Raw genomic sequence first — 12,031 nt, 5'->3', positions numbered from 1 at the left:
ACGTGTTAACGTTTCCCCTCGTTCGGACGGCGTGCTCGCACGCGGCCCGGTCCCGTGGCTCAGTGGAAGAGCGTCCCGTTCACACCGGGAAGGTCGCTGGTTCGATCCCAGCCGGGACCACAGAGAAGACGACAGGCCCTCGCTGCAGCGGGGGCCTTTCGCCGTTCCGAGGTCGGTGCCCCCGGGTATGGTGACCTGGTGAGTACCGACAAGGCCCCCGCAGACAGGGTCGCCCCCGCAGAGCGCGCAGCGACTGCCGACCCGTCCGCGGTGACGGACTCCGGATCGCGCGAGCGCGGCAGCCGCGGGCGCGAGGAGCGCAGCCGGTACCGCGAGTGGCGTGACGGCATCGCCTCGCGCCCGACCGTGGATCGTGCGTACCGCATCGCGGTGGCCGCGGTGGGAACCGTCGTCCTCGCCCTCGGCATCGTCGCCATCCCGTATCCCGGTCCCGGATGGCTCATCGTCTTCGCCGGTCTCGGCATCCTCGCCTCGGAGTTCGCGTGGGCCAAGACCGTCCTGCACTGGGTGCGGGCCCGGTACGACACGTTCATGGAGTGGTTCGGTCGGCAGAACATCGTCGTCAAGGGACTCGGCGCACTGTTGACCACCGTGGTCGTGCTCGCCACGCTGTGGCTGCTCGGCGCCCTCGAGCTGGTCGCCGGTTGGGTGGGCCTGGACTGGGCGTGGCTGCAGAGCCCACTCTGACCGCCGCGGACGTCGTCACGCGCACCGCGAAGGCGCTGCCGTGGACCGCGAACCTCATGGTGGTCCCGCCCGGGGACGGCTGGGACATCCCCGATCCAGCGCTGCTGGACGTCGCACTGGCTCGGTCCGCCGCGCGGTGGCCCGACGTCTCGGACACCACGTGCGCGACGCTGTGGTGGTACGGCTCCAGCTCGACGCTCGTACTGGTCCTCGGCGCTCAGTTGCTCGTCACCGGGCACTGCGTCGACCCGACGGCTCCCGATGCGGTGGTGGCCATCGGCGACACCGGGACCGTTGCCGCACTGATGTCGCCCACGGTGGCGACGTCGGCGGACACAGTCGTGGCGGACCTGGTCGAGCGCCTGGTCGGGGGGCTCGCACAGCGCGTGCCGGGGCTGTCCGCACCGAGCCTGTGGGCGATCGCCTCGGACTCCGTGGCCAACCGGGTGCTCGACGTGGCCTCCGCACTCGGACGCGTGGCCGACGCCACCGCGATGGCGCGGCTCCTCACGTCGCAGGCTCGGACGCACCGGTTCCCCGAACCGCGTTTCGTGGACGTGACGGCGGACGCGATCGTCACACCGGCGACTGCGAGTGCGCCGGATGCGCACTCGCGCCGTGTCGTCCGTCGTGGATCGTGCTGTCTGGTCTTCGAGGCCGGGGTCGACATGTGCGTCAGCTGTCCGCGTCGCACCCCCGAGGACAGAGCCCGACGGTGGTCGGCGCTTCTCTGACGCGCCAGGCGTTCGGGCGAGGTGTCTGCCGCGTCCCCGATGCCGATACGCTGTGCACGACACCCGACCCACACCTGTCGCCGCCGCCCCACCCGGGCGGCACCGACCCACGTCCGTAGGAGCGCATCACCGTGAGCATGCCCGATTCCGCTGTCCTCGCACCTCGCATCAGCGTGGCCGCAGGGACGACCGCCGGAACGGCGCTGCGCGACACCGGCCTTCCCAACAAGGGGCCGGACGCCATCGTGGTGGTCCGGGACGAGGAGGGTCGACTCCGCGACCTGTCGTGGGCGCCCGAGGCGGACACCGAGGTCGAGCCCGTGCGCGCCGACAGCGAGGACGGCCGTAGCGTCATCCGCCACTCGGCCGCGCACGTGCTGGCCCAGGCGGTCCAGGAGATGTTCCCGAACGCGAAGCTGGGCATCGGCCCGCCCATCGAGAACGGCTTCTACTACGACTTCGACGTGGAGAACCCGTTCACTCCGGAGGACCTGACCAAGCTCGAGAAGAAGATGAAGCAGATCATCAAGAGTGGTCAGCGGTTCTCGCGGCGCGTCTACGACTCCCTGGACGCCGCCAAGGCCGAGCTGGCCGACGAGCCGTACAAGCTCGAACTCGTCGACGACAAGGGCTCGGTCGACGATCCCGAGGTCATGGAGGTGGGCGGGGGAGAGCTCACCGCCTACGACAACCTGAACCCGCGGACCGGCGATCGCGAGTGGGGCGATCTGTGCCGCGGACCGCACGTGCCCACCACCAAGTACATCCCGGCGTTCAAGCTCACCCGCAGCTCGGCCGCGTACTGGCGCGGCGATCAGTCGAAGGCCGATCTGCAGCGCGTGTACGGCACCGCCTGGGAGTCGCAGGAGGCGCTCGACGCGTACCTCGAGCTCCTCGCGGAGGCCGAGCGTCGCGATCACCGCAAGCTGGGGTCGGAGCTCGACCTGTTCAGCTTCCCCGACGAGTTGGGATCCGGCCTGCCGGTCTTCCACCCCAAGGGTGGCATCGTGCGCAAGGAGCTCGAGGACTACTCGCGCCAGCGCCATGTCGAGCAGGGCTACGAGTTCGTCTACTCACCGCACATCACCAAGAGCACGCTGTACGAGGTCTCCGGTCACCTCGACTGGTACAAGGACGGCATGTTCCCCGCGATGCATCTCGACGCGGAACTCGCCGAGGACGGCACGGTGCGCAAGCCCGGCCAGGACTACTACCTGAAGCCGATGAACTGCCCGATGCACAACCTGATCTTCGACTCCCGCGGCCGCTCGTACCGCGAACTTCCGTTGCGGCTGTTCGAGTTCGGGTCGGTCTACCGCTACGAGAAGTCGGGCGTCATCCATGGTCTGACCCGTGTGCGCGGTATGACGCAGGACGACGCTCATATCTACTGCACTCGCGAGCAGATGCACGAGGAGCTCACGAACACGCTGAACTTCGTGCTCGGACTCTTGAAGGACTACGGCCTCGACGACTTCTATCTCGAGCTCTCCACCCGTAACCCCGACAAGTCCGTCGGCTCCGACGAGGTGTGGGAGGAGGCCACCGCCACCCTCGCCGAGGTCGCCGCTGCCTCCGGGCTGCACCTCGTTCCCGATCCGGGCGGCGCCGCGTTCTACGGACCCAAGATCTCGGTGCAGGCGAAGGACGCGCTCGGCCGGACATGGCAGATGTCGACCATTCAGCTCGACTTCAATCTTCCCGATCGTTTCGGCCTCGAGTACACCGGTAGCGACGGTGTGAAGACGCGCCCCGTCATGATCCACCGCGCACTGTTCGGTTCCATCGAACGCTTCTTCGGTGTGCTGACCGAGCACTACGCGGGTGCCTTCCCGGCGTGGCTCGCCCCCGTGCAGGTGGTGGGCATCCCCGTCGCCGAGGCGTACGCGGACCACCTCTTCGGTGTGATCGCTGCGCTGCGGAAGGCGGGCATCCGCGCCGAGGTCGACGCCAGTGACGACCGCATGCAGAAGAAGATCCGCAACCACACCACGCAGAAGGTGCCGTTCATGCTGCTGGCCGGGCAGAACGACGCGGATGCCGGTGCGGTGAGCTTCCGCTTCCGCGACGGCACCCAGATCAACGGTGTCCCCGTCGACGACGCGGTCACGGCGGTCGCCTCCTGGGTGGCGCAGCGCCGCAACGAGTCCCCGACGGCGGACACCTTCGACACCATCCCCGGCGGGAGTGACGGAGCATGAGCGAGGACGACGCCACCGCCGACGCGGGAGCCATCGTGGACACCGGGACGGGTGACGAGGACCGCCTTCAGCGGCTCTGGTCGCCGCACCGGATGTCCTACATCGCGACGGCTCCGAAGGTCGACGACAAGATGGCGTCGGAGCCGTTCACCCAGATTCCCACGCTGGAGGACGAGGACGGGCTCATCGTCGCGCGCGGAGAGCACGTGTACGCGGTGCTGAATCTCTACCCGTACAACCCGGGTCACCTGATGGTGGTGCCGTACCGCAAGGTGGCCGACCTCGAGGACCTCACGGACGAGGAGAGCGTGGAGCTGATGCGGTTCACGCAGCACGCGATCCGCACGATGAAGCGGGTCTCACGCCCGCACGGGTTCAACGTCGGGCTCAATCTCGGTGCGCCCGCAGGCGGTTCGCTCGCCGAGCACCTGCACCAGCACGTCGTCCCGCGGTGGGGCGGTGACGCCAACTTCATCACTGTCATCGGCGGTGCGAAGGTCATGCCGCAACTCCTCCGAGACACTCGCGCGTTGCTCGCCGCCGCGTGGAAGGACTGACTCCGTCGTGCTGAGCATCTTCGGTAGGGCATCGGCGTCCAAGGTCACCGCGCCGCTGGGCCGCGCCCTCAACAGCACGGGTCTCACGCCGGACTCCGTCACCATCATCGGCACCGTCGCGAGCGTCGTCGCCGCGATCACGCTGTTCCCCGCGGACCATCTGTTCATCGGCACGCTGGTGATCTGGCTGTTCGTCATGTTCGACATGCTCGACGGTGCGATGGCACGTGCGCGGGGCGGCGGCAGCAAGTACGGCGCCGTGCTCGATGCGACGTGCGACCGCGTGGCCGACGGCGCCATCTTCGCCGGGTTGTCGTGGTGGGCGGTCTTCCACCAGAACGATCGGCCGCTGTTCGTCGCGATGCTCGTGTGTCTGGTGACGTCGCAAGTCATCTCCTACGCCAAGGCCCGTGCCGAGGCGAGCGGACTGTCCGCCGACGGTGGCCTGATCGAACGTCCGGACCGCCTGGTGATCGTCCTCGTCGGATCCGGGCTCACCGGCATCGGCCAACTCGCCGATCTCACCTGGCTGCAGTTCGCTCTGCCCGTCGCGACGTACTTTCTGGCCGCGGCGAGCATCGTCACGGTGTTCCAGCGTGTACTGGCCGTCCGCAACTCCGCCGGTGCCCGCGACATCATTCCGATCCAGCCGAAGGCCAACCGGATCGAGCCGGACAGCACGGCTGGATGAGTCTGTCGGAGCGGCTCGGCGCCGCGGGATACATCGCCGGATGGCGGGTCGTCCGGGCGCTGCCCGACGGCGTCGCGACCCGACTCTTCGACGCCGGCGCCGACCTCGCCGCGCGCCGCAACGGAGGACCGGAGCAGCTGCGCCGCAACCTCGCCCGCGTGCTGGGCACCACCGCGGACGCGGTACCGGACGACCTCGTGCAGGCGTCGGTGCGCTCCTACGCGCGGTACTGGCGCGAGGCGTTCCGGTTGCCGTCCATGGATCTCGCGGCCCAGGCCGCGGCCATCGACGACGCCGTCGTCGGCCAGGAACATCTGGACGCGGCGCTGGCGTCCGGCCGCGGCGCCGTGCTCGCGCTCCCGCACAGCGGGAACTGGGACATGGCGGGCGTCTGGCTCACGCGCACCCGCGGCCAGTTCACGACGGTGGCCGAACGGCTGAAGCCGGAGTCGCTCTACCAACGCTTCGTCGCGTACCGCGAGTCCCTCGGGTTCGAGATCTTCCCGCTGAGCGGCGGCGAACGCCCGCCGTTCGAGCAACTCTCCGAGCGCCTGCGAGACGGAAAGGTCGTGTGCCTCCTCGGTGAGCGCGACCTCGCCCGCCATGGGGTGCCCGTCACGTTCTTCGGGGAGCCGACCCGCATGCCGGCCGGGCCCGCGCGTCTCGCGATCGACACCGGTGCGGCTCTGCTCCCGGTGCACTGCTGGTTCACCCCCACCGGCTGGGGTTTCTCGATCGAGCCCCCGATCGACGTCTCCGCCGGCGTCGAGCAGGCCACCCAGTCGCTCGCCGACCACTTCGCCGCCAACATCGCCGCGCATCCGGCCGACTGGCACATGCTGCAGCCGCTGTGGTGGGACGACCTCTCGCAGGGCCGGCGTGACCGCATGACCGGTGAGGCCGACCGGTGAAGATCGGCATCGTCTGCCCGTACTCGTTCGACGTCCCGGGTGGCGTGCAGGCGCACGTCGCGGAACTGGCCGAGGTACTGATCCAGCGCGGTCACCGTGTCAGCGTCCTGGCCCCGGCGAGCGACGAGACGGCGCTGCCCGACTTCGTCGTCTCGACGGGCAAGGCCCTGAGCTTCCCGTACAACGGCTCGGTGGCGCGCCTGGCGTTTGGTCCGGTGACCTACACCCGCATCCGGGCGTGGATCGAGAAGGGCGAGTTCGAGGTCCTGCACATCCACGAGCCGAACGCGCCCAGTCTGTCGATGCTGTCGCTGAAGATCGCGGACGGTCCGATCGTGGCCACGTTCCACGCCTCGACCACGAAGTCGTTGCTGCTGAGCACCTTCCAGGGCGTGCTGCGCCCGTATCACGAGAAGATCGCCGGGCGCATCGCCGTCTCGGAGCTGGCGCGACGGTGGCAGGTGGAGGCACTGGGGTCCGATGCGGTGGAGATCCCCAACGGGGTCCACGTCCCCGCGTTCGCGACGGCGCCCCTGCTGCCCGGGTATCCCCGGCCGGGCCGGACGCTGGTGTTCATCGGCCGCTACGACGAGCCCCGCAAGGGCATGCAGACCCTGCTGGCCGCGCTCCGGCCCATCGCCGCGGTGTTCCCGGACATCGAGGTGCTGGTCGTGGGCCGCGGCGACGAGCAGAAGCTGTGCCGAGAGGCCGGCGATCTGGCGAAGCACTTCCGCTTCCTCGGCCAGACGACGGACGCCGAGAAGGCGTCGGCACTGCGCAGCGCCGACATCTACTGTGCTCCGAACACCGGCGGCGAGAGCTTCGGCATCGTGCTGGTGGAGGCCATGGCAGCGGGCGCGCCCGTGGTCGCGAGCAATCTGGACGCGTTCCGCCGCGTGCTGCGTGACGGCACGGCCGGTGTGCTCTTCCCGGTGGGCGATTCCGAGGCCATGGCGGACGCGGTGATCCGCGTGCTGTCGAACGACGACGAGCGGGCCGACCTGGTGCGCCAGGCGAGCCGCGCCGCCGTGTCCTACGACTGGCCCGTCGTGGCGGAGCAGATCGTCCGGGTGTACGAAGCGGTCGCGGTGGCCGGTCGCACGGTGAAGGTGATCGACTGATGACGTTCTGGGTGGCCGCCGCCGTCGTGGTCGTGGCACTGCTGGTCCTGCTCCTCGGCCTGTGGGCGTACTCGACGGCGCACCGTCTCGACCGACTGCACGTGCGCTCGGACCGGTCCTGGCAGTCCCTCGAGGCCGCCCTTGCCCGTCGGTCGGTGGTGACACGTGCGGTCGCCGCCGCCCTGGACGCGCCGGGATCGGTGGAGAGCCGCACCCTGACGACGCTCGCGGATCGGGCGGAACGGGCGGAGCGTGCCGACCGGGAGCGCGCCGAGAACGCGGTGTCCGTCGCACTCGGCCGCATCGACCTCGCCCGGCTGAACCCGCAGATGATCTCCGAACTCGCCGACGCGGAGGCGCGGGTGCAGATCGCCCGGCGGTTCCACAACGACGCGGTCCGCGACACCGTCGCACTGCGATCGCGTCGACCCGTTCGCCTGCTCCGACTCGGCGGGACGGCCGCGATGCCGACCTACTTCGAGCTCTCCGAGAGCGAGGCGACCCTCGAGGAGGTCGAGGGCGCGTCGACCCGGACCTCGGCGCGCGTCGTGCTGCTCGACGGGCGCGGCCGCGTGCTGCTGCTGCGGGGTCACGATCCGTCGGTGCCCGACGTGCATTTCTGGTTCACCATCGGTGGGGGCGTCGAGGTGGGGGAGACCCTGCGCGACGCCGCCGTTCGCGAACTGCGCGAGGAGACCGGCATGGTCGCCTCGGCGGAGGACCTGCGCGGGCCCATGTGGCGTAGGACTGCGACGTTCTCCTTCGACGGTGTCGTGATCCGGTCGGAGGAGCTGTTCTTCGCTCTCCGCGCCGAGGCGTTCGAGCCGGTGCGCACGGGCTTCACGGAGCTCGAGCGTCGCGTCGTCACCGGGCATCGCTGGTGCACGGCGGACGAGATCCGGTCACTGGCCGCCTCGGGCGACGCGGTCTATCCGCGCGCGATGGCGGAGCTGCTCGACGAGGCGGACACGGTGCTGGCTCTCCGCACCGATCCGGACGTGCGCGCCATCCACTGACCTGGTGTGATGGCAGCCATAGCGGGCCAGTGCGGTCGAAGTGGTTATCGCGACGAGGTCCAGCCGAGCCTAGGCTCGCGGTGCACCCATTCCCGCATGCCTGAGGAGATCACCGTGACCACCACCCTCCCGTCCGAGCAGGACGCCACTCCGTCCACCGGAACCGCCCGCGTCAAGCGCGGTATGGCAGAGATGCTCAAGGGTGGCGTCATCATGGACGTGGTCACCGCCGAGCAGGCGAAGATCGCCGAGCAGTCCGGCGCCGTCGCCGTCATGGCTCTCGAGCGGGTGCCCGCGGACATCCGCGCACAGGGCGGCGTCTCGCGGATGAGCGATCCCGACATGATCGACAGCATCATCTCCTCGGTCAGCATCCCCGTCATGGCGAAGGCACGCATCGGCCACTTCGTCGAGGCACAGATCCTGCAGAGCCTCGGCGTCGACTACGTCGACGAGTCCGAGGTGTTGACCCCCGCCGACTACGCGAACCACATCGACAAGTGGAAGTTCACGGTTCCCTTCGTCTGTGGTGCGACCAACCTCGGCGAGGCGCTGCGCCGGATCACCGAGGGCGCGGCCATGATCCGCTCGAAGGGCGAGGCCGGCACCGGTGACGTGTCCAACGCGACCACGCACATGCGCACCCTGCGTGACCAGATCCGCCACCTGACGTCGCTGCCCGAGGACGAGCTGTACGTCGCCGCGAAGGAGCTGCAGGCTCCCTACGATCTCGTCGTCGAGGTCGCCCGCGCGGGCAAGCTCCCCGTCACCCTGTTCACCGCCGGTGGCATCGCCACCCCGGCGGACGCCGCGATGATGATGCAACTCGGCGCCGAGGGTGTCTTCGTCGGCTCCGGCATCTTCAAGTCCGGCAACCCCGAGCAGCGTGCCGCCGCCATCGTCAAGGCGACCACCTTCTTCGACGACCCGGACGTGCTGGCCAAGGTCTCCCGCGGCCTGGGCGAGGCCATGGTCGGCATCAACGTCGACGAGATCCCGCAGCCGCACCGCCTCGCCGAGCGCGGCTGGTGATCTGACACCACCTCCGGTCTGCGGGGGTGGTCAGCGCTCGACGAGCAGGGCCGGGCGGTCGGGGTGGTCCATCCGCACCTCGACGTCCGCCCGTTCGCCGTGCTCCGCGTGCGCCGTCAGGGCAGGCACCGTCCAGCGCTCGTCCTCCGGGGTGAGGCGCGACGCGGTGCGCTCGGTGAGCGTCAGCGCCACCGTGACGTCGAGATCGAGGTCACGCCCCAGCAGCATGGGGCCCGCGACGACCACCACCTGATTCTGCGCCGCCGTTCGCGGCCGAGCGCGAGCGGAGCGATCGGACCGCTCGTCCCACAGCGCGGGCAACCACTGATCGCGTTTGTGCACCGCCGTGATCACCTCACGCGTCAATGCGTCGTAGTCGAACCACAGGGTGCGGTAGGAGAGTTCGTCCTCGTGCCCGTACTCGAGTCGCAGCGACGCGGGCCGCACCCAGTCGTGCAGGGAGACGAGATCGGCGGCGCGGCCGTCCGCGCGGAGCCGGGCGACGACGCGCTGAGCGAAGGCCACCGGATCGGCGGCGTCCGCACCGTCGACGGCCACGACACACCCTCCGTCGACGGCGTCGATGCGGTCCACGACGTGGTCCACCACCGCGTCGGGAGTGGTGGGGGAGAAGCGGGGCACGGCCTCGATCCTGCCCGACGCGCCGCCTCCGCCCCCCGCGAGTACGGCCGAAGTGTCGTTCCGGGGCCCGATTCTGCGACACTTCTGCCGTACTCGCGGGGCAGGTCCCGTCTGTCCCGACCGGAAAGGGTGATCATGGCCGGAATCGAAGAGATCCTCGAGCTCGAGCGCATCGAGAACGACATCTATCGCGGGAGTTCCGTCCCGAGTCAGCTGCAGCGCACGTTCGGCGGCCAGGTCGCCGGGCAGTCGTTGGTGTCCGCGGCGAAGACGGTGGATCCCGCGTTCCGCGTGCACTCGCTCCACGGATACTTCCTGCGCCCCGGAAACCCGAACGAGCCCACCGTCTTCACGGTCGACCGCATCCGCGACGGTCGGTCGTTCGCCACGCGTCGGGTCACGGGCATCCAGGACGGCAAGGCGATCTTCACGATGTCGGCGTCGTTCCACGTGGAGGACGAGGGCATCGAGCACCAGGACCGGATGCCGGCAGTGGTGGGTCCGGAAGACCTCCCCGACGTCGCCGAGGACGAGGCGTTGCGGCAGAAGATGTTCTACAAGGAGTGGAACCGGTGGGACGTGCGGCTCGTCCCGCAGGACCGCATCACCCGGAGCTCCAGTCTTGCTGCGCAGCAACAGGTGTGGATCCGTTACCGCGATCCGCTGCCGGACGACCAGGTCTTCCACGTGTGCGCTCTGGCGTACATGTCGGACATGACGCTGCTGGGTTCGGCGAAGGTCCCACACGAGGACGTCGCCACGCAGACCGCGTCGCTCGATCACGCGTTGTGGTTCCTGCGCCCGTTCCGTGCGGACGAGTGGTTGCTGTACGACCAGACGTCGCCCTCCGCCGGCCTCGGCCGCGCGTTGACCCAGGGACGGATCTACGACCGTCAGGGCCGGATGGTCGCGGCCGTCACGCAGGAGGGTCTGATGCGCTACGACCGCTCGGCGCAGCACACGCCGGGCCTCGAGACGTCACGGTGACAGCTCCGACCATCGGGGTGCTCGCGCTGCAGGGTGACGTGCGAGAGCATCTCGAGGCGCTCACTGCCGCCGGTGCGAGCGCGGTGACGGTGCGCCGTCCCGAGGAACTCGACGCCGTCGACGGTCTGGTGCTGCCCGGCGGCGAGTCGACCACGATGGGGAAGCTGCTGCGGATCTTCGATCTCCTCGGTCCGCTCCGCGAGCGCCTCGCCGCCGGTATGCCCGCCTACGGGTCCTGCGCCGGCATGATCCTGCTGGCCTCCGACATCCTGGACACCACCCCGGATGCCGTGCATCTCGACGGCCTCGACATCACGGTGCGGCGCAACGCCTTCGGTCGTCAGGTCGACTCCTTCGAGACCGACCTCGACGTCGCTCGGGTGGGCGGCGAGCCGATGCGTGCCGTGTTCATCCGGGCGCCGTGGGTCGAGCGGGTCGGCGACGGAGTCGAGGTGTTGGCCACCGTCCCGGAGGGTCCCGCGGCGGGCCGCGTCGTCGCCGTGCGGCAGGGCGACGTGCTCGCGACGTCGTTCCATCCCGAGGTCACGGGGGACCGCAGGGTCCACGCCCTGTTCGCCGACATGGTGCGGGAGCGAAGGACCTCGTCCACGCCCGCGTAAGATGGGCACGTTCTCTGCCGGTACGAAAGGGGCTATTGCCGATGAGCGGCCACTCCAAATGGGCGACCACGAAGCACAAGAAGGCTGTCGTCGACGCCCGCCGATCGAAGTCCTTCGCCAAGTTGGTGAAGAACATCGAGGTCGCCGCGCGCACGGGTGGTGGTGACCCCGTCGGTAACCCCACGTTGTACGACGCCATCCAGAAGGCGAAGAAGACCTCGGTCCCCAACGACAACATCGAGCGTGCGCGCAAGCGCGGCGCCGGTGAGGAAGCGGGCGGCGCCGACTGGCAGACCATCATGTACGAGGGCTACGGGCCCAACGGTGTCGCCGTCCTCATCGAGTGCCTCACCGACAACCGCAACCGCGCGGCCGGCGAGGTCCGTGTCGCGATGACTCGCAACGGCGGCAACATGGCCGACCCGGGTTCCGTGTCCTACCTGTTCTCGCGCAAGGGCGTCGTCACGCTGGAGAAGAACGGCCAGTCCGAGGACGACGTCCTCATGGCCGTGCTCGACGCCGGCGCCGAGGAGGTCAACGACAACGGGGACACCTTCGAGGTGGTCTCGGAGCCGACCGACCTCGTCGCCGTGCGCACCGCGCTGCAGGAGGCGGGCATCGACTACGACTCCGCCGAGGCCAGCTTCCAGCCGTCCGTCAGTGTGCCCGTCGACGTCGACGGAGCGCGCAAGGTGTTCAAGCTGATCGACGCGCTCGAGGACAGCGACGACGTGCAGAACGTGTGGTCCAACGTCGATCTGTCCGACGAGGTGCTCGCGCAGCTCGACGAGGACTGACTCCAGCGCGCCGC

At 69.5% G+C, this 12,031-nt stretch carries 13 protein-coding genes and 1 tRNA gene; 13 read left to right on the top strand and 1 reads right to left on the bottom strand.

Annotated elements, in window-relative coordinates:
• The first annotated feature begins 48 nt into the window (after positions 1–48).
• The 10 genes from HQ308_RS01510 to pdxS all read left to right on the top strand — a co-directional run bounded on the left by HQ308_RS01510 (position 49) and on the right by pdxS (position 8,971).
• A tRNA-Val gene (locus HQ308_RS01510) sits at positions 49–120 on the top strand.
• A 150-nt stretch (positions 121–270) separates the two neighbouring features.
• Complete coding sequence (locus tag HQ308_RS01505) at positions 271–708, top strand: TIGR02611 family protein (protein ID WP_051613207.1); 438 nt, start codon at positions 271–273, stop codon at positions 706–708.
• A complete protein-coding gene (locus tag HQ308_RS22850) occupies positions 687–1,442 on the top strand; it encodes a (2Fe-2S)-binding protein (RefSeq protein WP_222645266.1) in 756 nt (251 codons plus the stop codon). The genes HQ308_RS01505 and HQ308_RS22850 overlap by 22 nt, the downstream gene beginning before the upstream one ends.
• 137 nt (positions 1,443–1,579) lie before the next feature.
• Complete coding sequence (gene thrS, locus HQ308_RS01495) at positions 1,580–3,643, top strand: threonine--tRNA ligase (protein WP_222637802.1); 2,064 nt, start codon at positions 1,580–1,582, stop codon at positions 3,641–3,643.
• Positions 3,640–4,200 (top strand): HIT domain-containing protein, encoded by a 561-nt coding sequence (locus HQ308_RS01490; protein WP_027505217.1) that lies wholly within the window; start codon positions 3,640–3,642, stop codon positions 4,198–4,200. The genes thrS and HQ308_RS01490 overlap by 4 nt, the downstream gene beginning before the upstream one ends.
• Positions 4,201–4,207: 7 nt before the next feature.
• Positions 4,208–4,891, top strand: a complete 684-nt coding sequence (gene pgsA / locus HQ308_RS01485; protein ID WP_056444783.1) for a phosphatidylinositol phosphate synthase — start codon at positions 4,208–4,210, stop codon at positions 4,889–4,891.
• Positions 4,888–5,802 (top strand): phosphatidylinositol mannoside acyltransferase, encoded by a 915-nt coding sequence (locus HQ308_RS01480; RefSeq protein ID WP_056444780.1) that lies wholly within the window; start codon positions 4,888–4,890, stop codon positions 5,800–5,802. Before pgsA ends, HQ308_RS01480 begins: the two co-directional genes overlap by 4 nt.
• Positions 5,799–6,923 (top strand): glycosyltransferase family 4 protein, encoded by a 1,125-nt coding sequence (locus HQ308_RS01475; protein ID WP_027505220.1) that lies wholly within the window; start codon positions 5,799–5,801, stop codon positions 6,921–6,923. Before HQ308_RS01480 ends, HQ308_RS01475 begins: the two co-directional genes overlap by 4 nt.
• Positions 6,923–7,939: an NUDIX domain-containing protein gene (locus HQ308_RS01470; RefSeq protein WP_027505221.1), complete on the top strand. Its 1,017-nt coding sequence runs from the start codon at positions 6,923–6,925 to the stop codon at positions 7,937–7,939. The genes HQ308_RS01475 and HQ308_RS01470 overlap by 1 nt, the downstream gene beginning before the upstream one ends.
• Before the next feature lie 96 nt (positions 7,940–8,035).
• Positions 8,036–8,971, top strand: coding sequence for a pyridoxal 5'-phosphate synthase lyase subunit PdxS (gene pdxS, locus HQ308_RS01465; protein ID WP_051613209.1), 936 nt, complete (start codon positions 8,036–8,038; stop codon positions 8,969–8,971).
• Positions 8,972–9,001: 30 nt separating this feature from the next.
• Here pdxS and HQ308_RS01460 read toward each other — a convergent pair whose 3' ends face one another.
• A complete protein-coding gene (locus HQ308_RS01460) occupies positions 9,002–9,613 on the bottom strand; it encodes a hypothetical protein (RefSeq protein ID WP_222645265.1) in 612 nt (203 codons plus the stop codon).
• A 135-nt stretch (positions 9,614–9,748) separates the two neighbouring features.
• Between HQ308_RS01460 and HQ308_RS01455 the strand changes: the two genes are divergently transcribed.
• Genes HQ308_RS01455 through HQ308_RS01445 form a run of 3 tightly spaced genes read left to right on the top strand, consistent with a single transcriptional unit; the run spans position 9,749 to position 12,017 of the window.
• Positions 9,749–10,600, top strand: coding sequence for an acyl-CoA thioesterase II (locus HQ308_RS01455; RefSeq protein ID WP_027505223.1), 852 nt, complete (start codon positions 9,749–9,751; stop codon positions 10,598–10,600).
• The gene (gene pdxT, locus HQ308_RS01450) at positions 10,597–11,220 is read left to right on the top strand and encodes a pyridoxal 5'-phosphate synthase glutaminase subunit PdxT (protein ID WP_222645264.1); all 624 of its coding nucleotides are present in this window, start codon (positions 10,597–10,599) and stop codon (positions 11,218–11,220) included. Before HQ308_RS01455 ends, pdxT begins: the two co-directional genes overlap by 4 nt.
• A 41-nt stretch (positions 11,221–11,261) precedes the next feature.
• Positions 11,262–12,017 (top strand): YebC/PmpR family DNA-binding transcriptional regulator, encoded by a 756-nt coding sequence (locus HQ308_RS01445; RefSeq protein WP_027505225.1) that lies wholly within the window; start codon positions 11,262–11,264, stop codon positions 12,015–12,017.
• Positions 12,018–12,031 lie beyond the last annotated feature (14 nt).

Source organism: Rhodococcus sp. BP-241 (assembly GCF_019836145.1).
GTDB lineage: Bacteria > Actinomycetota > Actinomycetes > Mycobacteriales > Mycobacteriaceae > Rhodococcoides.
Note: the sequence above shows the minus strand (reverse complement) of the source record. Positions and strands in the feature narration are given on the sequence as shown.